At 70.4% G+C, this 24957-nt stretch carries 21 protein-coding genes; 14 read left to right on the forward strand and 7 right to left on the reverse strand.

Annotation, left to right across the window (positions count from 1 at the left end; translation table 11 throughout):
• Nucleotides 1–119 precede the first annotated feature (119 nt).
• The 5 genes from MB1_RS21730 (at nt 120) to gatB (ending at nt 7903) form a co-directional block, all read left to right on the forward strand.
• A complete protein-coding gene (locus tag MB1_RS21730) occupies nt 120–1625 on the forward strand; it encodes a cytochrome ubiquinol oxidase subunit I (protein ID WP_066912634.1) in 1506 nt (501 codons plus the stop codon).
• A gap of 72 nt (nt 1626–1697) precedes the next feature.
• A complete protein-coding gene (gene cydB, locus MB1_RS21735; protein WP_066912636.1) occupies nt 1698–2783 on the forward strand; it encodes a cytochrome d ubiquinol oxidase subunit II in 1086 nt (361 codons plus the stop codon).
• Entirely contained in the window at nt 2780–4477 is a 1698-nt protein-coding gene (gene cydD, locus MB1_RS21740) for a thiol reductant ABC exporter subunit CydD (protein ID WP_066912638.1), read from the forward strand. Before cydB ends, cydD begins: the two co-directional genes overlap by 4 nt.
• A 74-nt stretch (nt 4478–4551) precedes the next feature.
• Entirely contained in the window at nt 4552–6318 is a 1767-nt protein-coding gene (cydC, locus tag MB1_RS21745) for a thiol reductant ABC exporter subunit CydC (RefSeq protein ID WP_066912731.1), read from the forward strand.
• Nucleotides 6319–6406: 88 nt separating this feature from the next.
• On the forward strand, nt 6407–7903 hold the full coding sequence (gene gatB, locus MB1_RS21750; RefSeq protein ID WP_066912642.1) for an Asp-tRNA(Asn)/Glu-tRNA(Gln) amidotransferase subunit GatB: 1497 nt from the start codon (nt 6407–6409) through the stop codon (nt 7901–7903).
• A gap of 84 nt (nt 7904–7987) precedes the next feature.
• Here the strand turns inward: gatB and MB1_RS21755 are convergent, their stop codons facing one another.
• Nucleotides 7988–9172 (reverse strand): PQQ-dependent sugar dehydrogenase, encoded by a 1185-nt coding sequence (locus MB1_RS21755; protein ID WP_084352407.1) that lies wholly within the window; start codon nt 9170–9172, stop codon nt 7988–7990.
• 280 nt (nt 9173–9452) lie between these two features.
• On the opposite strand from MB1_RS21755, the gene MB1_RS21760 reads away from it, so the two are divergent.
• Nucleotides 9453–10208 carry a DoxX family protein gene (locus MB1_RS21760; RefSeq protein ID WP_066912644.1) on the forward strand — a complete coding sequence of 252 codons (756 nt, stop codon included), beginning with the start codon at nt 9453–9455 and terminating at the stop codon, nt 10206–10208.
• 94 nt (nt 10209–10302) lie between these two features.
• Here MB1_RS21760 and ilvD read toward each other — a convergent pair whose 3' ends face one another.
• The 6 genes from ilvD to MB1_RS21790 form a co-directional block, all read right to left on the reverse strand.
• On the reverse strand, nt 10303–12144 hold the full coding sequence (gene ilvD, locus MB1_RS21765) for a dihydroxy-acid dehydratase (protein WP_066912647.1): 1842 nt from the start codon (nt 12142–12144) through the stop codon (nt 10303–10305).
• 17 nt (nt 12145–12161) lie between these two features.
• Nucleotides 12162–12683 carry a PH domain-containing protein gene (locus MB1_RS26130; protein ID WP_169801718.1) on the reverse strand — a complete coding sequence of 174 codons (522 nt, stop codon included), beginning with the start codon at nt 12681–12683 and terminating at the stop codon, nt 12162–12164.
• An 82-nt stretch (nt 12684–12765) separates the two neighbouring features.
• Nucleotides 12766–13455, reverse strand: coding sequence for a metal-dependent transcriptional regulator (locus tag MB1_RS21775; protein WP_066912651.1), 690 nt, complete (start codon nt 13453–13455; stop codon nt 12766–12768).
• Nucleotides 13456–13496: 41 nt separating this feature from the next.
• On the reverse strand, nt 13497–14531 hold the full coding sequence (locus MB1_RS21780; protein WP_066912653.1) for an ABC transporter ATP-binding protein: 1035 nt from the start codon (nt 14529–14531) through the stop codon (nt 13497–13499).
• Nucleotides 14515–16062, reverse strand: coding sequence for an ABC transporter permease (locus MB1_RS21785; protein WP_218000293.1), 1548 nt, complete (start codon nt 16060–16062; stop codon nt 14515–14517). Before MB1_RS21785 ends, MB1_RS21780 begins: the two co-directional genes overlap by 17 nt.
• An 8-nt stretch (nt 16063–16070) precedes the next feature.
• Nucleotides 16071–17129, reverse strand: a complete 1059-nt coding sequence (locus MB1_RS21790; protein WP_066912655.1) for an iron ABC transporter substrate-binding protein — start codon at nt 17127–17129, stop codon at nt 16071–16073.
• A 106-nt stretch (nt 17130–17235) separates the two neighbouring features.
• Between MB1_RS21790 and MB1_RS21795 the strand changes: the two genes are divergently transcribed.
• From MB1_RS21795 to MB1_RS21830, 8 genes are all read left to right on the forward strand, one after another.
• Nucleotides 17236–17829, forward strand: coding sequence for a response regulator transcription factor (locus tag MB1_RS21795; protein ID WP_066912657.1), 594 nt, complete (start codon nt 17236–17238; stop codon nt 17827–17829).
• Between the two features lie 65 nt (nt 17830–17894).
• Nucleotides 17895–19175: a sensor histidine kinase gene (locus tag MB1_RS21800; RefSeq protein ID WP_157084250.1), complete on the forward strand. Its 1281-nt coding sequence runs from the start codon at nt 17895–17897 to the stop codon at nt 19173–19175.
• 283 nt (nt 19176–19458) lie between these two features.
• Nucleotides 19459–21411: an acetolactate synthase large subunit gene (locus tag MB1_RS21805; protein WP_066912661.1), complete on the forward strand. Its 1953-nt coding sequence runs from the start codon at nt 19459–19461 to the stop codon at nt 21409–21411.
• Nucleotides 21408–21911, forward strand: a complete 504-nt coding sequence (gene ilvN / locus MB1_RS21810; RefSeq protein WP_066912662.1) for an acetolactate synthase small subunit — start codon at nt 21408–21410, stop codon at nt 21909–21911. Before MB1_RS21805 ends, ilvN begins: the two co-directional genes overlap by 4 nt.
• A gap of 61 nt (nt 21912–21972) precedes the next feature.
• On the forward strand, nt 21973–22974 hold the full coding sequence (ilvC, locus tag MB1_RS21815; protein ID WP_174531994.1) for a ketol-acid reductoisomerase: 1002 nt from the start codon (nt 21973–21975) through the stop codon (nt 22972–22974).
• 154 nt (nt 22975–23128) lie between these two features.
• Nucleotides 23129–23602, forward strand: a complete 474-nt coding sequence (locus tag MB1_RS21820; protein ID WP_157084252.1) for a hypothetical protein — start codon at nt 23129–23131, stop codon at nt 23600–23602.
• 130 nt (nt 23603–23732) lie between these two features.
• Nucleotides 23733–24194 carry a hypothetical protein gene (locus MB1_RS21825; protein WP_066912668.1) on the forward strand — a complete coding sequence of 154 codons (462 nt, stop codon included), beginning with the start codon at nt 23733–23735 and terminating at the stop codon, nt 24192–24194.
• Between the two features lie 197 nt (nt 24195–24391).
• Nucleotides 24392–24844: a hypothetical protein gene (locus MB1_RS21830; RefSeq protein ID WP_157084254.1), complete on the forward strand. Its 453-nt coding sequence runs from the start codon at nt 24392–24394 to the stop codon at nt 24842–24844.
• Nucleotides 24845–24957: the final 113 nt, after the last annotated feature.

Below are 24957 nucleotides of genomic sequence, written 5' to 3' on the forward strand. Positions count from 1 at the left end.
GGGAGCCGGAATTGTCCACATGATCGTGCTCTCGACCGGATCGGAGCAGGGGTACTACACTCAGTAGTAATACTGGCGGCTGTAGCCCACACCTGCCGGAAAGCGTGAGCGGAGTTGCCATGGATGTCCTCGACCTGTCGCGATGGCAGTTCGGAATCACAACGGTCTACCACTTCATCTTTGTCCCGCTGACCATCGGCCTCGCGCCCTTGGTCGCGGGGATGCAGACCGCCTGGGTGATCACCGGAAAGGACCACTGGTATCGGCTGACCAAGTTCTTCGGGAAGCTCTTCCTGATCAACTTCGCCCTCGGTGTCGCCACCGGCATCGTCCAGGAATTCCAGTTCGGCATGAACTGGAGCGAGTACTCCCGATTTGTCGGTGACGTCTTCGGAGCGCCGCTCGCCCTCGAGGGTCTGGTCGCCTTCTTCCTGGAGTCGACCTTCCTGGGTCTGTGGATCTTCGGCTGGACCCGGTTGCCGAAAGCCGTTCACCTGGCCTGCATCTGGCTGGTGGCCATCGGTGTGAACGCGTCGGCGTACTTCATCATCGTCGCCAACTCGTTCATGCAGCATCCGGTCGGCGCGGTCTACAACCCGGAGACCGGGCGCGCCGAGCTCAGCAGCATCACCGAATTGCTCACCAACAACACCGCCGTCGCCGCCTTCCCGCACGCGGTGGCCGGCGCATTCCTCACCGCCGCAACGTTTGTCGCCGGAATCGCCGGCTGGTGGATGGTCCGCTCGATGCGGATGGCCGCGCAGGAGGAAGCCGACGGCGGGGACGTCGAGGTGATCGAGCACCATCGCGACGAGGCGCGCACCCTCTTCCGCCCGGCCGCCCGCATGGGCCTGGTGGTGATGATCCTGTCCGGTATCGCCCTGATCTGGACCGGAGATGTGCAGGGCAAGCTGATGTTCGAGCAGCAGCCCATGAAGATGGCCTCGGCCGAATCGCTCTGTCGCACCGAGGTCGACCCGGCCTTCTCGATTCTGACCATCGGTACCCACAACAACTGCGACAGCGTCATTCACCTCATCGAGGTGCCCTTCGTGCTGCCCTTCCTCGCCGAAGGCAGGTTCACCGGGGTCGAACTGCAGGGCGTCGAGGATCTGCAGGCACAGTACGAGGAGCAATTCGGTCCCGGTAACTACCGGCCGAACCTGTTCGTCACCTACTGGGCCTTCCGCGCGATGATCGGCCTCGGCATCGGCTCGGCGATCCTGGCGATCCTCGGACTGTGGGTCACCCGCGGCGGCCGTGTGCCGGACCAGAAATGGTTCGGATGGGTCTGCCTGATCGCGATCCCGACTCCGTTCCTGGCCAACAGCGCCGGCTGGATCTTCACCGAGATGGGCCGTCAGCCCTGGGTGGTCCACCCGAATCCGACCGGCATAGATCTGATTCGCCTCACGGTGGACCAGGGTGTCTCCGATCACTCACCCTGGCTGGTGGTGACATCGTTGGTCGCTTTCACCATCGTCTACGGCGCCCTGGGTGCGGTCTGGTTCTGGTTGATCCGCCGCTACACGATCGAGGGACCGACCGAACACGACGCCGAGCCCCCCGGCTCGTCCGACGACGACGAGGATTCCGATGAGTCCACGCTCTCGTTCGCGTACTGACCTCCTCCACCGACCGGGTAGTCCGCTACACCGCCGCACGGGCCGACAGCCGGCCGAAGGGAAGACGACGTCATGGAATTGACGCTGCTGTGGTTCATCGCGATCGCGGTGTTGTTCATCGGCTACTTCGTGCTCGAGGGGTTCGACTTCGGTGTCGGCATCCTCATGCCGATCATCGGCCGGCGGGGTCGCACCCCCGAGGAGAAGGAGGCCCGCCGCCGGGTCGTGCTCAACACGATCGGACCGGTCTGGGACGGCAATGAGGTCTGGCTGATCACCGCCGGCGGCGCGCTCTTCGCCGCCTTCCCGGAGTGGTACGCCACCCTCTTCTCCGGCTTCTACCTGCCGCTGCTGCTGATCCTGATCGCGCTGATCGCGCGCATCTGCGCGATCGAATGGCGCGGCAAGATCAACTCGGACCGCTGGCGGTACTGGGCCGATATGGGCATCGGCCTCGGCTCGTGGCTTCCCGCGATCCTCTGGGGCGTCGCCTTCGCGAACATCGTCAACGGCGTGGCGATCGACGCCGACCGCAAGTATGTCGGCGGATTCTTCGCGCTGCTCAACCCGTACGCGCTGTTGGGTGGCCTGACCACGCTGAGCCTGTTCATCTTCCACGGCGCGGTCTTCCTGGCGCTCAAGACCGCCGGCGAGGTGCGCGTCGAGGCGCTGGCGATCGCCCGGCTGATGATCGCCCCGGTCCTGGTGATCAGCGGCAGCTGGCTGCTGTGGACCGGCTTCAACGCCGGCGAAGCGGTCGTCTGGGCGCTGATCGCCGCCGCGGTCGTCGCGCTGCTGATCGCGTCGGCAATGGTGATCATCGACAGCGAGGGCTGGGCCTTCCTGGCCACCGTCAGCACGCTGATCCTCGCGTTCTCGGCGGTGTTCGTCGCGCTCTACCCGAACGTGATGCCCTCGACGATCGACCCGGCCTACTCGCTGACCGTCGAGAATGCCTCGTCGAGCCACTACACGCTGGTGGTGATGACCTGGGCGGCGGCGTTCATGCTGCCGATCGTGTTGGCCTACCAGGGCTGGACCTATTGGGTCTTCCGCAAGCGGTTGTCGATCGAGCAGATCCCGCCGTCGATCGGCCTGAGCCCGCAGAGCCCGGGGACCGCCACAAGCCCGGGGACACAGAGCGCCACCACACCATGACCGCGGCTGTGGAATCGGGTGCGCGGCCGGCGCGAGCCGGCCGCGGCCCGATCGATCCACGGCTGTGGCGCTACTCGCGGGGTACCCGGCGGTATCTGGTGGTCACCGCGATCGCGGCCCTCGTGTCGACCGCGGCGATCCTGCTGACCGCCTACGCGATCGGCGACGCCGTCGCCGGCGTCCTGGTCGACGGACTGTCGGCCGCCACGCTGGGCCCGGCCCTCGCACAGATCGCCGCCGCGGTGGTGCTGCGGGCGGCCGCCGGCTGGTTGCACGGACGATACGCCCAGCGAGCGGCCGGTCGGGTCATCGCGGAACTGCAGACCTCGGTCACCGCGGCCGCCGCCGGCCGCCCCGATCGGGTGGCCCGCGCCGAACGTGACCACACGGTCACCGTGGTGACCACCGGCCTGACGGCGCTGTCGGACTACCTGACCGGATACCTGCCGGCGCTGGTGTCCTGCATCCTGGTCACCCCGATCGTCGTGGTGGCCATCGCGCTGGTCGATCCGACATCGGCGGCGATCGTCGTGGTGACCCTGCCGCTGATCCCGCTGTTCATGGTGCTGATCGGGTTGTTGACCAAGGGACGCTCCGACCGCACCCTCACCGCGTTGACCGCGCTGTCGGCGCGGCTGTCCGATCTGATCGCCGGCCTGCCCACCCTGCGCGCTCTCGGGCGCGAGGAGGGACCCGCTCCGTTGATCGTCGAGGTCGGCGACCGGCATCGGCGCACGACGATGGCCGGGCTGCGGGTGGCCTTCCTCTCCGGCGCGGTGCTCGAGATCCTGGCGACCCTCTCGGTGGCGCTCGTCGCGGTCACGATCGGCATGCGCCTGGTCTACGGGGAGATGGACCTGTGGCCGGGCGTGGTGGCGCTCGTCCTCGCTCCGGAGGCCTATCAGCCGTTGCGAGCGGTCGGCGCCCGTTTCCACGCGGCCCAGGACGGTGTCGCCGCCGCCGACCAGGCGTTCGGCCTGCTGGCCGAGGCGCCCGGCAACCGGGCGGTCGCGGCGCATCCGGTCGCGGCGTCCGATCCGCGCGGGGTCGACCTCGCCGTCGATCGGCTGACCGTCGCATCGCGGTCGGGTCCGGCGCCCGACAGCCTGACCGCGACCTTCGCGGCCGGTCGATGGACCGTGCTCACCGGCCCCAACGGGTCGGGCAAGTCGACGACCCTGATGGTCCTGCTCGGCCTGACCGCGCCGGACGAGGGGCTCGCGCTGGCGGACGGATCACCGATCGTCGGCGACCCCGCCTGGTGGTCGCGGGTCGCGTGGCTTCCGCAGCGGCCGGTCCTGGTCGCCGGCACCCTGGCCGACAACCTCGGCCTCTACGGCGTCACCCCCGACGATCCGGACCTGCCCGCGATCTGCGCGGCCACCGGATTCGACGAGGTCCTCGCCGGCCTGCCCGACCGCTGGCAGACCACGATCGGCACCGGCGGAGTCGGCCTGTCGCTCGGCCAGCGGCAGCGCCTCGCGCTGACGCGCACCCTCGCGGCGCCGCGCGGTGTCCTGTTGCTCGACGAGCCCACCGCACACCTGGACGGGGAGACCGAGGCGCGGGTGCTGACCACCCTGCGGGAACTGGCCGACGCCGGACGCACCGTGATCGTCGTCGCCCACCGCCAGGCGGTGCTCGCCGCCGCCGATCGCGTGATCGAGGTCCGCGGGGCGGTGGTGCCGCAGTGAAGCCGGGCGGCTTTGCCGGGGTGAAGCGGGGCGGCTTTGCCGGGGTGACACCGACGCACAGCGAGGGAGGCGCGGTGACGGAGATTCGACGGGCGATCGGGCTGTTGGGCCTCGACCGCACGCGGCTGACGCGTTCGATCGTCGCCGGTAGCGCCACGCAGGCGTCGGCGCTGTTCCTCGCCGCCCTGGCGGCGTGGTTGATCGCGCGGGCCTGGGAGATGCCGCCGGTGCTCGACCTGACCGTCGCGGTGGTGACCGTGCGGGCCCTCGGCATCGGCCGCGGCATCTTCCGCTACCTCGAACGCCTCGCCTCCCACGACGTCGCGCTGCGCGGATCGACCACCGCCCGCGCCACGCTGTACCGCATCCTCGCGCGGGGCAACCCCGCGGCGGTGACCGCCTCGCGGCGCGGCGACCTGGTCTCGCGTACCGGCAGCGATGTCGACACCGTCGCGGCCGTCGTCGTGCGGGCGATCGTGCCGATGGCGGTCGCGGTCGTCGCAAGCGTCGTCGCGGTGGTCCTGCTGACGCTGGTGGTCCCGGCGGCCGGCCTGGTGCTGCTGATCGGGGTCGTGGTCTGCGGGGTGGTGGTTCCGCTGCTGGTCGCCCGGGGCGCCGCCCGCGCCGAGCGCGAGTCGGTCGAGGCCGACGCGGTCCTGACCGAGCGGGTGGTCACCGTCGTCGACCATGCGCCGGAGCTGCTGGTCGCCGGACGGCTCGATCGCGAACTCGACGAGGTCCGCGCGGCGGCCGACCGGCGCACCGAGGCCACCGACCGATCGGCGGCGGTCTCGGCCTTCGGGCCCGTGGCGCCGCCGCTGGCCGCGGGACTCACCGTGCTCTGCTCGATCCTGGTCGGTGCGGCCGTCTACGCCAACGGTGGTCTGTCGGCGCCGGCCTTCGCGGTAGCGGTGCTCTTCCCGCTCGCTGCCCTCGAGGCCGCCGCGGCGGTGCCGGAGGCCGCGGTCGCGTTGGTGCGCGCCCGGGCCGCCGCCGGCCGCGTGGTCGCCCTCGTCGACGCCGCCGGGACCGACGACACTCGGATCGACGGCGGGACCGACGCTGCGGGGCCGGTAGGCGAGGCCGGGGTGTCCGCCACCGCCGATCGGCCGGTCGCGACGCCCGAATTGCGGGCGCGCGGCCTACGCGCCGCCTGGCCGGGCGGCCCGGGCGGGATGGAGGTCGACATCGACCTCGCGCCGGGGGACCGGCTTGTCGTGGTCGGCCCCAGCGGGGCGGGCAAGAGCGCCCTCCTGGCCACCCTCGCGGGGCTGCTGGCTCCCGCGGCGGGCACCGTCACGCTAGACGGGCACGCCATCGACGATCTCGACCCGCACGCGGTGCGGCGCGACGTCGTCTACTTCGCCGAGGACGCGCACCTCTTCGAGACGACCGTGCTCGAGAACCTGCGCGTCGCCCGCGGCGACCTCGACACCGCCGAAGCGGAGCGGGCGCTGCGCGACGTCGGACTCGGAACCTGGCTCGACGGTCTGGCCGACGGCCTCGACACCGTTCTGGTCGGCGGCGCGGCCGCGGTCTCCGCCGGCCAGCGCCGCCGCCTGCTGCTGGCCCGCGCGCTGATCAGTCCGGCGCGCATCCTGCTGCTCGACGAGCCGACCGAACACCTGGACGACGCCGACGGGCTGCGCCTCCAACGCGCCCTGCTCGACCCTCGATCGGGGGTTGTCGACCGCGACCGCACGGTCGTGGTGGCCGGCCATCGCGACCCGGATCGCGAGGACCGGGTGCTCGAGGTCCATCCCGCCGCGCGCTCGGTCGACGAACCCGCCGTCGAGGGGGTACCGACCCGCGCTCAGCAGCCTGCCGGGCACCCCGCATGAGCGGAGTGCCGATGACGATCGAGGGAGACGACCGGCCGGGCGGTGCTCGGCACGGCGCGGCCCGGAGGGGGCGATAAACTTGCCGGTCATGGACGAGTTGCTCGACTACGACGAGGTCACCACCCGCTTCGACCCGGTACTGGGGATGGAGGTGCACGTCGAGCTCGGCACGACCACCAAGATGTTCTGCGGCTGCCCGACCGCCTTCGGCGCCGAGCCGAATACGCACGTCTGCCCGGTCTGCCTCGGCATGCCCGGTGCGCTGCCGGTGGTCAACTCCGCCGCGGTCGAGTCGGCGATCCGCATCGGCCTGGCGCTGAACTGCACGATCCGGCCGTGGGGCCGCTTCGCCCGGAAGAACTACTTCTACCCGGATATGCCGAAGAACTACCAGATCTCCCAGTACGACGAGCCGATCGCCTCCAACGGGTATCTCGATGTCCCGCTCGACGACGGCACGACCTGGCGGGTCGAGATCGAGCGGGCCCATATGGAGGAGGACACCGGCAAGTCGCTGCACGTCGGTGGCGCCACCGGCCGCATCCACGGGGCCACCCACTCGCTGCTCGACTTCAACCGGGCCGGGGTGCCGCTGGTCGAGATCGTCACCAAGCCGATCGAGGGCGCCGGTGAACGCGCCCCCGAGGTCGCCCGCGCCTACGTCACCGCGCTGCGCGAGCTGCTCTTCGCGCTCGGTGTATCCGACGTGCGGATGGACCAGGGATCGCTGCGCTGCGACTGTAACGTCTCGCTCAAGCCGACCGGAGCGACCGAGTTCGGTACCCGCACCGAGACGAAGAACGTCAACTCGCTGCGCAGCGTCGAGGTCGCCGTCCGCTACGAGATGCGCCGCCAGGGCGCGATCCTCTCCGACGGCGGCACGATCATCCAGGAGACCCGCCACTTCCAGGAAGCCGACGGATCGACCAGCGACGGTCGTCGCAAGGAGACCGCCGAGGACTACCGGTACTTCCCGGAGCCGGACCTGACCCCGGTCGCCCCGGCCGCCGAGTGGGTCACCGAGCTGAAGCAGACGATCCCCGAGCTGCCGTGGCTGCGTCGGGCCCGCATCCAGCAGGAGTGGGGTGTCTCCGACGCGGTCATGCGCGATGTGATCAACGCCGGCGCACTCGAACTGATCCTGCAGACCGCCGCGGCCGGGGCGCCGGCCGAGTCGGCGCGCAGTTGGTGGGTCGCCTACCTGACCCAGCAGGCCAATGATCGCGGTATCCCGCTCGCGGAGCTGCCGATCAGCCCGACCCAGGTCGCCGAGGTCATCGCGCTGGTCGGCGCCCGGACGATCACCACCGCCGGTGCGCGCACCGCCGTCGACGGGGTGCTCGCCGGGCGCGGCAGCGTCGCGGACGTCGTCGCCGCGGAAGGTCTGGCGATCGCGATCGACGAGTCCGCGCTCGAACAGGCCGTCGCCGAGGCGATCGCCAACAACCCCGACATCGTCGAGAAGATCCGCGGCGGCAAGACCAAGGCCGCCGGCGCCCTCGTCGGTCAGGTGATGAAGGCGATGAAGGGCAAGGCCGACGCCGCCCGGGTCAACGAATTGGTGCTCGCCGGCGTCGACAGCTGACGTCGGACACAGCCGCGATCGGGGCCGCCGGAAACGGCGGCCCCGACGTCTGTCCGCAGCCTGTCGAGGATCCGACCCGCGGCGTCAGTCCCGTCCGGAGCCGGCCGGGGCGGGAACGATGATCGCCACCCGATCGTCGGTGGGCGCCGGGGTCGGGTTCGGCTCGTCCCGATTGACGGTCGTGACCCAGACCTCGCTGGGCGAGGCCGCGGCGATCCCGGAGAAGCGGCCGTACTGGTTCTGGGCGATCAGCCCGGGCGCGGTACCGACCACCCCGGTCTGCGGGTCGATCGACAGGATGGCGAGCGCCCGCCCGGCGTCGAGGGCGACCACGACATCGCTCTCACCGGCGGCGCAGCCGGCCACGCCGGGAGCATCCGGCCAGGTCCACACCGGCACACCGACCACCCCGTCCGAGCCGACCCGGTGCAGCCGGTCGATCCCTCCGGTGGTGTCGGTCACCCACATGGTCCCGTCGATACCCGGGCACAGACCGCCCGCCCGTCCGATGCCCGGCATCACGACGCGGGTCGGCTTCGACTGTTCGGAGATGCTCAGATCGGACAGCAACAGCAGCTTCCCGGCCTGCGATGACGGGTCCGCGGCCGCAGCCGGCGACCCGGCGTCGCCGGTGAGGACCAGCAGCTCGTTGCGGCCGACGAAGGCGATCGCGCCGGCGTTGTTCCGCGATCCGCGGGGCAGGCCGACCAGGACCGGCTTCGGGGTGTCGCCGCGCGCGATGCGCACCACCCGATTGTCGGACGAGGTGGAGATGTAGGCGTAGATCAGCCCGTCCTCGGCGTAGGTCGGGGACAGCGCGAGATCGAGCAGGCCACCGTCGGCGCTGCCGTCGACGGGGATGGTGATCACCGACTCCGGTTCGCGCCCGTCGCGGTAGACCTGGACGATCCGGCCGGTACGACGCTCGGCCACCAGCGCCGACTCCGAGCCCGGCAGCATCGCGATGCTCGTCGCGATGTCCAGGCAGCCGGCGATCACCGCGGGATCGGGATCGGGGCAACTCGAATCGGCGGTCGGCGGCGGCGTCGGCTCGTCCGGTGTATCGGATTCCGGCGCCTCCGGCGGCGGCGGGAGGATCTCCAGGGGCTGCACGCTGGGCGCCGGCCGGAACGGGCTGTCGACCGATTCGTCGAAACGTGCGCAGCCGCCGGCCGCCACCACGACCGCCAACGCGATCGCGAGGAGGCGTCGCGTCGACCGAGGCGACGACGGTCGGGAGCGGTCACCCGAACGGGCGCGGCGGTGCATCCCACGACCGTAACGGGCCGGCCGCCACCGCTGCCACGTCGGCCCGGTCGTTGTGCGGGTCACGTGGCCGGGGTCACCGGGCGGGCAGCGGCCGCGCTCACCGGCGCGTTCGCGCGCGGGGCCCGCCTCGCCCCGCCATGCCGAAATCCTGCCGCTGCGGTGTCCGACCGGCTCGGATTGGTACCGTGGCCACAACTATTCGGACGAGCCATTTCTGCGGGCGGGTGCCCAGCGAGACACCGAAAGCAGGGTGACCCCGGGGGAGATTAGGGGAGCGACGGTGTCCACACAATCCGGCGACGGTACCGGGAGCGGTTCGAGTTCGTCGAAGTCCGGCTTCGGCGAGGATTTCCCTACCGGGACCTACGAAACCACCGCACCGGTGGGCAACGACTACCGCGGGCCGGACGGCGGCTACGGCGGTTCCAACGACTCGACCGCGCTGCTCGGGGCGCTGCCGACCGATTTCGGTGTCGGTACCGCGCCCCAGCCGGTCGCCACCGCCGAGCCGGTCGATCGGCGCGGCACGATCAGCCTCGGCCTGCTCGTGCTGCGGGTGGTCACCGCGCTGATCTTCATCGCCCACGGCCTGCAGAAGGTCACCACCGGTTTTGCCGGCGGTATGGGCCCGAGCGGATTCGAGCAACTCCTGGTGGCCGCCGGATTCGAACAGGCCCGCCTGCTGACCTACCTGACTATCGCCGCCGAGATCGGCGGCGGACTGATGCTGCTGCTGGGCTTGGTGACGCCACTGGCGGCGGGGGCGTTGCTGGTCGTGGCGGTCAACGCCTGGATGTTCCTGCAGTCGCTCGCGCCCGGTATCCAGATCCTCGGTGAGGGCGGCGTCGAGTTCGAAACCCTGCTGGTCGCGGCGCTTATCGCGCTGATCCTCACCGGGCCGGGCCGGATCAGCCTCGACTTCTCCAGACAGTGGACGCGGCGCCCGCGCTACGGCTCGTTCGTGATCATGCTGGTCGGCATCGCGGCTCCGATCGCCATCTGGGCGCTGCTCAACGGCAGCAATCCGCTGGGCTGAGCCGCCACCCGCTCCCACCCACAACCACCGAGGGCGGTGGTCATCCGGAGGAAACCGGATGGCCACCGCCCTTCGGCATGGGGGTGGGCGTCGATCAGGGGACGTGCCGGACGGCGCCCTTGTCGGCGGAGGTCGCCAGCGCGGCGTAGGCGCGCAGCGCGGTCGTCACCGGCCGGATGCGATCGACCGGCTGCCAGGGCCGCTCGGAGGCTTCCATCTTCGAGCGTCGCTCGGCCAACGTCGCGTCGTCGACGAGCACCTCGAGGGTGCGGGTCGCGACGTCGATGCGGATCCGGTCGCCGTTTTCGACCAGGCCGATCACCCCGCCGCGGGCCGCCTCGGGCGAGATATGCCCGATCGACAGGCCCGAGGTGCCGCCGGAGAAGCGGCCGTCGGTGATCAGCGCGCACTTCTTGCCCAGGCCCGCGCCCTTGAGGAAGGCGGTGGGATGCAGCATCTCCTGCATGCCCGGACCGCCGGACGGGCCTTCGTAGCGCACCACGACGACGTCGCCCGGTTGGACCTTCTTCTTGAGGATGACCGAGACCGCCTCCTCCTGGGACTCGACCACCAGGGCCGGACCCTCGAAGGAGAACAGATCCTCGTCGATACCGGCGGTCTTGAGGATGGCGCCGTCCGGGGCGATATTGCCGCGCAGCACCACCAGGCCACCCTCGACGGTGTAGGCGTGTTCGATGTCGCGGATGCAGCCCTTCGCGGCGTCCGTGTCGAGCTCGTCCCAGCGGTTCTTGGTGGAGAACGGCTCGGTGGTGCGAACGCCGCCCGGGGCGGCGTGGAAGAGTTCGATCGCCTCGTCGGAAGCGGTGCCCGAGCGGATATCCCACTCGTCGAGCCACGCGTCGAGGGTCGGGGTGTGCACGGTGGTCACGTCGGTCTCGAGCAGGCCGGCGCGGCGCAACTCGCCGAGGATCGCCGGGATGCCACCGGCCCGGTGCACATCCTCCATGTGGTAGTCGGAGTTGGGGGAGACCTTCGACAGACAGGGCACCCGCCGGCTGATCGCGTCGATGGTCGACAGGTCGAAGTCGACGTCACCCTCCATCGCCGCGGCCAGGGTGTGCAGCACCGTATTGGTCGAGCCGCCCATCGCGACGTCCAGGGCCATCGCATTGCGGAACGCCGCCGGCGAGGCGACATTGCGGGGGAGCACCGACGCGTCGTCGTCGCGGTACCAGCGGGTGGCGATGTCGACGATCACCCGGCCGGCCTTCTCGAACAGCGCCCGGCGTGCGGCGTGCGTCGCCAGCGTCGAACCGTTGCCCGGCAGGGACAGGCCCAGCGCCTCGGTCAGGCAGTTCATCGAGTTGGCGGTGAACATGCCCGAGCAGGACCCGCAGGTGGGGCAGGCGCTCGCCTCGACGGTGGCCAGACCGGCGTCGGAGACCGCGGAGCTCGCGCTCGCGGAGATCGCGGTGATCAGGTCGGTGGGGGCGTGGGCGACGCCGTCGACGACGACCGCCTTGCCGGCCTCCATCGGGCCGCCGGACACGAAGACCGCCGGGATGTTCAGCCGCATGGCGGCGTTGAGCATGCCCGGGGTGATCTTGTCGCAGTTGGAGATGCAGACCAGGGCGTCCGCGGTGTGCGCATTGGCCATGTACTCGACCGAGTCGGCGATGATCTCGCGGCTGGGCAACGAGTAGAGCATGCCGCCGTGGCCCATCGCGATGCCGTCGTCGACGGCGATCGTGTGGAACTCGCGGGGGACGCCGCCGGCTGCGCGGATCCCGTCGGCGACGATCTCGCCGACGTTCTTCAGGTGGACGTGGCCGGGCACGAACTGCGTATAGGAATTGGCGATCGCGATGATCGGCTTACCGAAGTCGCTGTCGGTCATTCCGGTCGCGCGCCAGAGGGAGCGGGCGCCGGCGGCCTGGCGGCCGATGGTGGTGGTACGAGACCTCAATGCGGGCATGGTGGGCTCTCTGAGAACTAGGAAGAAGCGGAATTCGAGGGGGCTGCGGTCCCGGTGGCCGCGGTCTGTTCGACCGCCTCGGCGTCGGTGTCGGCGTCATCGGTGTCGGAATCGACCGGCGCTGTGGCCACCGGGTTGGGTACTCGACCCCCGCTGGCGATCGACAGCAGCGCGATCCGGTCGACGGTCACCATCGGCAGCACGGCCTCGGTGTCGTCCTCGAGGACCGCTCGCCCCCACCGTCGGCTGAAGCCACGATCGCCCGCGCGCCGGGGGAACCGGATGCCGCGGACCTCGGACCAGTCGATGGTCCGGGACCCGACGAGGGTCCGGGTGCGCAGCGCCTCCGGGGACACCACGGTGCGAAGCCGCAGCACCCAGTAGAGCGCGAGCGGCGGAAGAACCCACAGCCAGGCGAACGCGGCGGGCCATGCCAGCGCCGGAGCGCTGACCCCGAGCGCCAGCATCCCCACGGCGATCAGGGCCATACGGGGGACACGGAAGACGACGCGTGCGCCACCGGGAAGCGGGCTGGACATGGTTCCATTGTTGCACCGTCGATTATCGGCGTTTGCCGCGCCGTCGCTCGCCGGTAGCTCCGGCACCCTGTGGCGAGGGCTGTCAGGCGGGTAGCGCGACGATCTGAGCCGCCACGGCCCGGGGAAGATCGACCGCTCCGCTCCGCGAATCGAGGACGAATCGGACGAACGGGCCGCAGGGTTCGACCGTCCCGGTGGCGTTGGGCAGGACGCCCCGGTGGAAGAGCGTCCCGAGGGTGGCCGCGTCGCATTGGGCACGTTCGGTGATCCACAGGATGCGGCCGGAGGTCGGGCTCGTCGCGGTCGCGGCCAGGTCGAGCAGGGTGGCGGCGCCCGGCGGATTGCGCGGCGGCCATCGCACGGCGCCGGGTTTCGGGATCGGATTGCCGTACGGCGAGTGGGTCGGGTTGCCCAGGACATCGGTCAGCCGGGCTGCTGCGCTGTCGCCGATGACGTGCTCCCACTGGGACGCCTCGGCGTGCACCTCGATCCAGTCCAGCCCGATGACGTCCGCGAGCAGGCATTCGGCCAGCCGGTGCTTCCGCAGGACGGAGATCGCCCGTCGCAGGCCGGCCGGGGTGAGCGAGAGGTGCTTGCCGCCGGCGGGGTCGAGAAGCCCGTCGCGGGTCATCCGTCCGACCGTGCCCGATGCGCTGGCGCCGCTCTGGTTGGCCCGCTCGGCGAGCCGGGCGCGCAGCGGCGCGACCCCGCTCTCCCGGCATTCGAGAACCACCTTGAGAAACGTATCGACCGTGTCGACCAGCTTGTCCATCCTCGATTCCTTCCGACAGTGATGACGCCCGGCTCCGCCGATCACGGCGCGGCGGCGGTCGCCGGATAGGCCCGAACGGCGCCGTCGACGGCGACCGCGATTCGGCTTCCCGGCAGGGGCATCGGCGTTGCGGTGATGCGGGCCAGCGCCGTGACGGACCGGCCGAGGTCCAGCGCGACGATGCCGCCGTGGCCGACGTAGTGCGTCGAGCGGACCGTTCCCGGGATGCCCGCGGCGGCGCCGGGATCCAGGCGCAGTTGCTCGGGCCGCACCAGGACCGTCACCGGACCGGGGGCTACCGCCTGGTGGCGCAGGGGTCCGAGCGGTGTGTCGGCGACGGTGCCGTCGGAGACGCCGTCGAGGATGTTCGCGTCGCCGAGGAACCGTCCGGTCCACACGTCGACGGGTTCGGAATAGAGCTCGTACGGGCTGCCGGCCTGCCGAATCCGCCCATCGGACAGGACCACGAGCCGGGTCGACAGCGACAGCGCTTCGTTCTGGTCGTGAGTGACCAGCAGGGCGGTGGTGCCGGTATCGGCCAGTGCGGCGCGCACACCGTCGCGGACCTCGCCGCGCAGGGCGGCATCGAGCGCCGAGAAGGGCTCGTCGAGCAGCACCAACGCCGGCGCCGGGGCGAGGGCGCGAGCGACGGCAACCCGCTGGGCCTGGCCGCCGGAAAGCTGGTGGGGGAACCGATCGGCATAGCGGCGCAGCCCCAACAGATCGAGCATCGCGGCGGTGCGCCGGCCCCGGCGGTCGGTGCGGCGCAGTCCGAACTCGATGTTCTCGGTGACCGTCAGGTGCGGGAAGAGGGCGCCGTCCTGGGGGACCAGGCCGATACCGCGTCGCTCGGGCGGCAGCTCGTCGATCCGGTCGCCGCCGAGCCGGATGCTGCCGGAGGCATCCCGGTGCAGCCCGGCGACCACGCGCAGCAGCGTGGTCTTGCCGCTGCCGCTGGGGCCGAGCACCGTGCCGAAGCTGCCGGCGGGCAGCGCCACCGTGACCCGATCGAGCACCCGGGTGTGGTGCGCGCCGGCCGAATGCCACGCGCTCAGGCCGTCAATCGTCAGTTCCATCGAGCTCCGCTCGGGACAAGAGGTACGCCGGGATGCTCGCGACCACGACCAGCGCGATCGCGTAGGGGGCGGCGGCCGCGTAGGCGGTGGTTGTCGTATGCCGCCACAGTTCGGTGGCCAAGGTGTTCGCGCCGATCGGCAGCAACATCAGCGTCGCCGGCAGTTCCTTCATCGCGGTGACGGCCACCAGCAGTCCGCCGGTGGCGATGCCGGGTGCGGACAGCCGCGCGGTGACGGTCGCGGCGGTGTGCACCGGTCCGCGCCCCGAGCTGCGGGAGACATCCTCGAGCGCTTCGGGGACCTGCCCGATCGCCGAACGGGCCGACCCGATCGCCTTCGGTAGGAAGATCACGGCGTAGGCGAGGCACAGCGCGAGCGAGGTCTGATAGAGAACCGGAACGGTGTTGAGGGTGAAGAACACCAGCGACAGCCCGACGACGAGCCCGGGCACGCCGCTGCTCAGGTAGGTGATCGATTCCGGAATCGCGATCACCCGGGAGCGATGGCGCGCGGCGAGTACCGCGATCGGCAGGCCGAGGGCGACCGCGAGAACCGCACCCCCGACGCTCACCCCGAGGGTCGTGATCGCGCTCTGGATGAGCCGCTGCCAGTCCACCCCCGCCACGCGACTGTCGAGCCCTCGACGCCACAGCGCCGCGCCGGGCACACCCAGTCCGAAAGCGGCGACCACCGCCATGCCCACCATCGCGGTGATGCGGGTGTACGTGGCTGATGTGCGAACGATGGGACCGATCCGCGCGGACGGTGCGCCGTCACGGTGGGCCCGGGCCCGCACCACCCGCTCGATCAGCACCAACGTTATGGCCAGGACCACCAGAACCGCGGCCGTAGCGGCGGCCAGTGTGCGATTGAGACCCCCCTCGAAGGCGGCGTAGACCGCCCAGGTGAGGGTCTGGACGCGCAGCAGGCCGGGGGAGCCGAAATCGGACAGCGTGTAGAGCGCCGCCAGCAACGCGCCCGCCAGCGCCGCCGGAGCTATCTGCGGCAACGTCGCCGCGCGAAACGCGCCGAGCGGGCCACGCCCCAGGGTGCGGGCGACGTCCGCGGTGCGCCGGTCGGCGAGTCGGAACGCCGCGGCGACCGGCAGCGTGACGTAGGGGGTGCACGCCAGGATCATGATCGCCACCAACGGCCAGAACCCGGACAGTCCCGGGCGGGTGGACACCCAGGCGAAGGCCATCAAGTAGGACGGGATCGCCAGCGGCAGCGCGGCGAGCACGCGCCACAGCCCCGGCGCCGGCAACCGCACGCAGGCGAGCGCCCACGCCATCGGAATGCCCAGGATCAGGCAGCCGATGGCGACGATGACGGACAGCGCCAGTGAGGTGAGCGCGAGGGTCAGGGTTCGCTCGCGCAGGACGGCGCCGAGCACATCGCTACCGCCGGCGCGCCCCAACTGCACGACCAGGTAGATCAGAGGGAGCGCGGCTACCGCGGCGCCGAACGTACCGGCGAGCAGCAGGAGCAGGGGAGGTCGACGGGTCGACGACCTCCCCTTTCCGGAATGCACGACCCGACTCAGATCAGGCCGGTCTTCTGCAGCAGCGCGACGGTGCCGTCGAGATCGGCCAGTTCGGAGTAGTCGAGCTGCGGACCGTTCAATTCGTCGAGTGTCGGCACATCGGCGGGCGACGGGGCTCCCGGCAGCAAGGAGTACTCGCCGGTCTCCTCGACGAAGTAGCTCTGGGCCTGCTCGCCGACCAGGAAACGCAGGAACTCCTCGGCCTCCGGCGAGCCCTCGGAGCCGGTCATGATGCCCGCTCCCGTGACGTTGACCAGGGCGGAGACGGTATCGGGGGCGCCGAATCGCACCCCGGCGCGCATGGCGTCGGGGCCGCCCGCCTCGGCGGCGGCGGTGACCCAGTAGTAGTGATTCAGCAGCCCGAGATCGAGGGCGCCGGTGTTGACGGCCTCGAGAATGGGGGCGTTTCCGGGGAAGATCTGCGCGTCGTTGGCCTTGAGCCCGTTCAACCACTCCTCGGTCGCCGCCTCGCCGTCGAGCACGCGCATGGCGGTCACGAAGGACTGGAAGGAGGCATTGCTGGGGGCGAAGCCGACCTGCCCGCGCCATCTGGGGTCGGTCAGGTCGCGCACATCGGCGGGTACCTCCGCTGCGTCGAGGTCCTGCGAATCGAAGACGACCACCCGCGCCCGCCCGGTCAGGGAGACCCAGGAGTCGTCGGTCGAGTTGTAGCGGGGGTCGGTCGCGCCGGCGATGTCCTCCGGGAGCGGGACGAGCAGGTCGGCATCCCGCAGCGCGCCGAGAGCGCCGGCCTCCTGGGACAGGAATACCTGCGCGGGGGTGCGCTCGCCCTCCTCCAACAGCTGCGCGGCCATCTCGATGCTGTTGGCGTAGCGGACGCGAACGTCGATGCCCGACTCCTGCTCGAACTGTTCGATGATCGGTCCGACCAGGTCCTCCGAACGACCCGAGTACACAACCAGGGACCGTTGCCCCTCTGCTGTGGAGGTCTCGCCGGCGGCGGAGGTGTCGGCGCCGGACGAACAGGCGCTCAGGGCGAGAGCGGGCACGGCCAGCGCCAGGAGCAGTGCCGTGCGGGTGCGGGTGAGGCGCATGGTGATGGGTCGTCCTTTGGGAGGGGGAAATTCCGAAGTGGGGCCGGCGCCGACCAAAGGCAGCCTAAGCTTGGTAGCGGGCTCTCGATTTCCCTAAACTTCGGGGATGCGCACCCCCGTTCTCGTCGTGGACGATCACCGAACGTTCGCCGACCTGATGCGGCTGGGTATCGACGCTCAACCCGATCTGGAGTGCGCGGCGGTGGCGCACTCGGTCGACCAGGCGCGGCGGATGGCCGCGGCCGTTCCCTTTTCGGCGGCGGTGATCGACCTCGGCCTTCCCGACGGGGACGGGGCGCGGTTGGTCGCCGAACTCAGCTGCGCGGTACCCCACGCGCGGCTCGTGGTGCTGACCGCGCATCCGCGCTCGGATACCGCCCGGCGGGCATTGGCTTGCGGCGCGCGGCGGGTGCTGCCGAAGCACGGGCGCTTCGACGAGGTCTTGAACGCGCTGCGCGAGCGCGGACCACGTCCGACGCAGCCGATCCCGCCCGGTGCGCTCTCGCCGCGCGAGCAGGAGGTGATCGAACTGCTCGCCGAGGGCCTGGACGTACGGAATGTCGCCAATCGGTTGAACCTGTCGGTGTACACGGTGCGCGACCACGTCAAGGCGATCCTCGGCAAGCTCGGCGCCCGCACCCAACTCGAGGCGATCGTCGTGGCCGCGCGAGCCGGCATCGTCCTGCTGGAACCTCGATGATCGGACGCGGGTTGCACCGGCCGGTTCGGCGGGCCCTGCTCGTGCACGCCGTATCCACTCTTGTGGTGACCGCGGCCGTCGCGATCGCGTCGACGTTCATCTCCGCCGCGATCGCCGCCGAATCGGCGCGCAGCAGCGCAGCCGCGGCTGCGGCCATGGTGGCCCAGGCGATCGTGGCCCCGCTCAGTGTCGTCGACATCGGCGCCGCCGATGCACAGGCGCGGTCCATTCTGCTCCGGGAGATCCGGGCCTTCATGGATGCCGGGGTGGTGCAGCGGATCAAGATTTGGCAGGTCGAGGGCGACGAGGCGGTCGTGCTCTACTCCGACGAACCGCGCAACGAAGGCGCGCGCAGCCCCTACGCCCCCGAGCTCGCCGCCCGGCTGGACGCCGGCGAGGTCGTCGTCCTCGACGTCCCCGACGACTACGAACACGAGCACGAGTACGGCCCGGAAGGCCTGCTGGAGGCGTTCATCGGATTCAGCGATGCGGCCGATCGCGCCATGCTGCTCGAGGTATACCTGCCATCGACCGCTCCCCAGTCGTTGGCGAACCTGCTCGGCGTCGTGCGGCCGATCGCGCTGTTGGGTCCGCTGGTCCTGGGAGCGGCGACCCTGCCGTTGGCCCTGCGTCTGGCGCGTCGAATCGCCGAGGGGGAGATCGAGCGCCGGGAGTTGCTACAGACCGCCCTGGCCGCGTCGGACCGGGAGCGGCGGCGCCTGGCGACCCGGCTGCACGACGGCATCGTTCAGGACCTCGCGAGCGTCGGGCTCACCCTCGACCACCTCGGTCCCGATGCGTTCGGGGACGATCCCGATCGGGTGGCACTGCTGAGCCGCGCCGGCGATCTGCTCGACGCCGACCTCGCCGAACTGCGCGGCCTGATGACCGAGCTCGCTCCGCCCGACTTCGCGGGGTCGCTGGAAACCGCGCTGCGCGACCTCGTCGACGACCTGCGCGGCGCGGGCACCCGGATCGAGCTCGGTCCGATCGAACCGGTCGACGCGACGCCCGAGTGCGCGGCCCTGCTCTACCGGGTCGCCCGTGAGTTGCTGCGCAATGCGATCGCGCACGGTGGCTCCACGATCGTGCGGGTCGACCTGCGATCGGAGGGGGAGCACCTCGCTCTCGACGTCGTCGACGACGGAGGCGGCTTCGATCCTTCCGCGCCGGCGCCCGAGGGGCATCTCGGGCTGAGCCTGATCCGCCAGGCGGTCCTCGACAGCGGCGGCGACCTGCGGATCAGCAGCGATGCGGGCGGCACCCGGGCGCGGGTACGGGTGTGCGCGAACCTCCACGACCACGGGATCCGGCCGGCGCCGGAATCGCGGCTGACCTCCCGCTGAGCCGGGCGGCGCGCCCGATCGCGATGTCCACGAAATGGGATTTGACGTTTCGTCTGATGGGCCCTAATGTCAACCGAGTGCATACAGGGACCCTTCTCGTAATCGGCAGGCGCGCCGCCGCCTGAGTCGATTCGACGAACCTTCTCAGCACGCGACGCGCCACCCTCGCCCGGCTCAGCCGGCGAGGGTTTTTTGTTGCCCAGGGGCGAATCGCACCATGTCGACGAGCCACTACCAGCCGGAGAAACAACATGACCACGACACCAGGTGAGGATCGATAGCGGTGAGTGCACCCACAGCACGGCCATCGACGGCGGATCGCGCCGCCGAACGCAACGGTCGACCCACGTCCGCGGCGCCGGGCCAGCCCGACGCCGACCGCGGCGCCCGGCGCCGCGCCCCGGAGACGATGACCGGCGCACAAGCGGTTGTCCGAGCCCTCGAGGAGCTCGAGGTCGAGGCGGTTTTCGGTATTCCCGGCGGTGCGGTCCTCCCGGTGTACGACCCGCTGCTCGACTCGTCCAAGGTTCGGCACGTGCTGGTGCGCCACGAGCAGGGCGCCGGCCACGCCGCGACCGGATACGCGCAGGCGACCGGACGCGTCGGCGTGTGCATGGCGACCTCGGGTCCCGGTGCGACCAACCTGGTCACCCCGCTCGCGGACGCCCAGATGGATTCGGTGCCCATCGTCGCGATCACCGGTCAGGTCGGTCGCGGCTTCATCGGCACCGACGCCTTTCAGGAGGCTGACATCTGCGGCATCACCATGCCGGTGACCAAGCACAACTTCCTGGTCACCGACGGTGACGACATCCCGCGCGTGCTCGCCGAGGCCTTCCACATCGCGGCCTCCGGCCGACCGGGCGCCGTCCTGGTCGACCTGCCCAAGGACGTCCTGCAGAACAAGATGACCTTCGTGTGGCCGCCGGAGCTGCGGCTGCCCGGCTATCGGCCGGTCACCACACCGCACGGCCGTCAGGTGCGCGAGGCGGCGCGGTTGATCGCGGCCGCCAAGCAGCCGGTGCTCTACGTCGGTGGCGGCATCATCAAGTCCGAGGCCTCCGCCGAACTGCTGGAGCTGGCCGAGCTGACCGGAATCCCGGTGGTGACCACCCTGATGGCGCGCGGCGGCTTCCCCGACAGCCACGTGCTCAACTACGGCATGCCCGGTATGCACGGCACCGTGGCCGCGGTGGCCGCGCTGCAGCGCAGCGACCTGCTGATCACCCTCGGCGCGCGCTTCGACGACCGGGTGACCGGGCGTCTCGACTCGTTCGCACCCGACGCCAAGGTGATCCACGCCGATATCGACCCGGCGGAGATCGGCAAGAACCGGCACGCGGACGTCCCGATCGTCGGTGACTGTCGCGAGGTCATCCTCGGACTGATCGAGGCCGTGCGCGCCGGCAAGTCCGAAGGCACCGACTTCGAGTACTCCGCCTGGCGCAGCCAGCTCGACGACGTCCGGCGGACCTATCCGCTGAGCTACACCCGCGCTGCCGCGGGCGAGCTGATGTCGCCCGAGTTCGTGATCCAGTCGATCGGTCGCGCCGCCGGCCCGGACGCGGTCTACTGCGCCGGCGTCGGACAGCACCAGATGTGGGCGGCGCAGTTCGTCAGCTACGAGAAGCCCCGCACCTGGCTCAACTCCGGCGGCCTGGGCACGATGGGCTACGCGGTGCCCGCCGCGATGGGAGCCAAGCTCGGCCGCCCCGAGGCCGAGGTTTGGGCGATCGACGGCGACGGCTGCTTCCAGATGACCAACCAGGAGTTGGCGACCTGCGCGGTCGAGGGCATCCCGATCAAGGTCGCGATCATCAACAACGGCAACCTCGGCATGGTCCGCCAGTGGCAGACCCTGTTCTACGAGGAGCGCTACTCCAATACCGACCTGGCCACGCACAGCAAGCGCATCCCCGATTTCGTGCTGCTGGCCGAGGCGCTCGGTTGCGTCGGCATCCGGTGCGAACGCGAGGCGGACGTTGACGAGGTGATCGCCCGCGCCCGTGCGATCAACGACCGTCCGGTGGTGATCGACTTCGTCGTCGCGCCGGACGCCCAGGTGTGGCCGATGGTCGCCGCGGGCATGAGCAATGACCAGATCGAGGCCGCCCGCGGTATCCGCCCGCTGTTCGACGAGGACGACGTCGTCGCCGAACCGGCCGTGCTCAACCGGGTGACCGAGAAGGCCTTCGCCGAGGGCGACAACACCGCCGAGGGAGACACTGCCGAATGAGTACCACCCACACCCTCAGCGTCCTGGTCGAGGACAAGCCCGGCGTGCTCGCGCGCGTGGCGAGCCTGTTCTCGCGGCGCGGCTTCAATATCGAGTCGTTGGCGGTCGGCGCGACCGAGCTGCCCGACGTCTCGCGGATGACGATCGTGGTCAAGGTCGACGAGCAGCCCCTCGAGCAGGTCACCAAGCAGCTCAACAAGCTGGTCAACGTCCTCAAGATCGTCGAGCAGGACAACGAGTTCTCCGTCGCTCGCGAACTGGTCCTGATCAAGGTGCGCGCGGATGCCTCCGTGCGCGGCGAGGTCATCGAGGCGGCCAACCTCTTCCGCGCCAAGGTCGTCGACGTCTCCCCGGAGGCGGTGACCATCGAGGCCACCGGAACGCGATCGAAGCTCGACGCATTGCTGCGCGTGCTCGATCCGTATGGTGTACGCGAGCTGGTGCAGTCCGGCGTGGTGGCGCTCGGACGCGGACCGAAGGCGATCACCGCCGCGCGGTGACCGCACACGACATACAGACAGTTATTCAACGAGAGAGGCTTACAGCACAGTGGCGGTTGAGATGTTCTACGACGATGACGCCGATCTGTCGATCATTCAGGGTCGCAAGGTCGCGGTCATCGGTTATGGCAGCCAGGGACACGCACATTCGTTGTCGCTGCGGGATTCCGGCGTTCAGGTGCGCATCGGCCTGAAGGAAGGGTCGAAGTCGCGCGAGAAGGCCACCGAGCAGGGCCTCGAGGTCGGCACGCCGGCCGAGGTCGCCGAGTGGGCCGACGTGATCATGTTGCTCGCGCCCGACACCGCGCAGGCGAAGATCTTCACCGAGGACATCGCCCCGAACCTGAAGGACGGCGACGCGCTGTTCTTCGGACACGGCCTGAATATCCACTTCGGTCTGATCAACGCACCGGAGAACATCACCGTCGCCATGGTCGCCCCGAAGGGCCCCGGCCACCTGGTGCGCCGGCAGTTCGTCGACGGCAAGGGCGTTCCGGCGCTCATCGCGGTCGACCAGGATCCGACCGGCGAGGGCCAGGCGCTCGCGCTGTCCTACGCGAAGGGCATCGGCGGCACCCGCGCCGGCGTCATCAAGACCACCTTCAAGGAAGAGACCGAGACCGACCTGTTCGGTGAGCAGGCCGTCCTCTGTGGTGGCACCGAGGAACTGGTCAAGACCGGTTTCGAGGTCATGGTCGAGGCCGGGTACGCCCCGGAGATGGCCTACTTCGAGGTCCTGCACGAGCTCAAGCTGATCGTCGACCTGATGTACGAGGGCGGCATCGCCCGCATGAACTACTCGGTCTCCGATACCGCCGAGTTCGGCGGCTACCTCTCCGGCCCGCGGGTGATCGACGCGGACACCAAGGACCGCATGCGCGCGATCCTGTCCGATATCCAGGACGGCACCTTCGTCAAGCGACTGGTCGCCAACGTCGAGGGCGGCAACGTCGAGCTCGAGAAGCTCCGCAAGGAGAACGCGGAGCACCCGATCGAGGTCACCGGCAAGAAGCTGCGCGACCTGATGAGCTGGGTCGATCGGCCGATCACCGAGACCGCCTGATATACAGGCGCATTCGATTCTCGCCCGGTCGCCCCACGAGGGTGGCCGGGCGAGCGTCGTCGAGGGGCGACCCACCCGATCGCCGGCGGCGGGGTGGTTGCTTTTCCGGCCCGAGGCGAGCAACGTGAGTCCCGACAGTGAGGGGAGTCACATCATGAACCGAGGAATGAACACCCGCAACCCGCTTCGACTGCTGGCCGGGGCCGCGCTGACGGCGGCTGCCGGCGCGGCGCTGATTCTGTCTCCCGGGGTGGCCGGCGCCGCTCCGTACTACGGGGATTCCGACGCGACCTGCACGTACGTCGGCGGACGGGAGAAGGTCAAGGTCACCGTCACCGGCGAATCCGGGCTCTACCGCGTGGTGTCGATCGCGCCCGGCGGTGCCCGCGAGATCCTGGGCACGGTCGATGTGGCCGCCGACGGCACCGGAACGGCGGTCCTGGCGGTTCCGGAAGCCGGTAACTGGGGCTTCGAGGCCTTCGAGGACAGCCTCGGCAGTGCCGGCGGCGCCGAGGGCTGCCGCGGGTCGGCCGATATCGCGGCCGCCGACCCGACCCTCGACACCATCGATTCGCTGTTATCGGCGGTCGGCAGCAGCGCGCTGTCCACCGACCCGGCCGAGCGCTGATCGCCCGTCCACCCGCCGCGACCGGCGCGGGAGTGGACGGTGGGGTCGATAGGGTGTGTCGCACAGGAATGGGCGTTCGTGGGCGGCATCGGCTCGGTGCGGCGCGAGCCCGACGACCAGTGGGGGACCCATGCAGATCGCCCGAATCGGCACCGCGGCATTGCTGCGAAATATGTTGGTGGCGTTGATTGTTGGGGTTCATGCGGTAGCGACGGGGGTATCGGCGGAAGCGCAGCCCGGCGCCGACCCCACCGAAGCGACGTGTCAATGGGTCGCCGGCCGACAGAAGGTCGAGCTGACCATCACCGGCGCGCCGGGCGACTACGGGGTGGGCGCCTTCACTGCGCCGTCGGCGTTTCTGTTGGCCGAGGTCGAGGTCGGCCCGTCGGGTGCGGCCACGATCGTTCGTTCGCTGAATCTGCCGGGCGATCACCACTTTTGGGTATACGTCGCCCGCCCCGGCACTCCGCCGGTGCCCGCCTGCTCCATCGACCTGTCCATCGCGCCCTCCGATCCGCTGCTCGATGCCCTCGACGGTGCGTTGGCGGGAGTCGGCAGCAGCGCGCTGTCGACCGACCCCACCGCGCGCTGAGCGAACCGTCGCGTTCTTCGACCCGTCGGCTCGACACGATAGGGTGACGGGCGCGTGGCCGGGCGGGCCATCGGTGCACCCGATTCCCGCAGTCGTCCGCGGGGTCGGTGGCAGCAAGCGCACACGGGCGGCACGGGGTCGGCGCCGCACGCTGTGCGGAAGTGGCATGTACGGCGAAACCCAGAGGGGTACAACGGATGAAGTCAGTGGCCAAGCGTCGGTGGAGTGTCGGGCTGATCGTGGCGGCGATCGCCGGCGCATCGATGATCGGAACCGCCTCCACGGCGTCGGCGCAGCCGACGGGGGATTCGACCGCAACCTGCACCTGGGTCGGCGGCCGCGAAAAGGTCAAGGTCACCATCGACGGTGACCCGGGCCTGTACACGCTGGTGACCGTCACCAACCCGCCGGTGGTTCTCGGACAGTTGGAGGTCGGCGAGGACGGGACCGGCACCGAGGTGCTGCCGTTCGCCCCGGCCGGCGGCTACGGCGTCACCGCCATCGAGAACGCGCTCGGCGCCCGCGGTATCGCGGAGGGCTGCCGCGAGCCGATTCAGGTCGGCGCGTCCAATGTGCAGCTCGACCTGCTCGACAACCTGCTGTCCGCCGTCGGCAGCAGCGCGCTGGTCACCGATCCGACCGAGCGCTGACCCGCGACACTCACCGCGGCGGCGTGACGGTCGACACGCGATCATCGAGCCCGCCGCTTCCGGGTTCCCGGCCCCGTTCACCCGAATACAGGCGGTGAGCGGGGCCGATCCAC

It is taken from the genome of Millisia brevis NBRC 105863 (assembly GCF_001552615.1).
GTDB classification, from domain to species: Bacteria; Actinomycetota; Actinomycetes; order Mycobacteriales; family Mycobacteriaceae; genus Millisia; species Millisia brevis.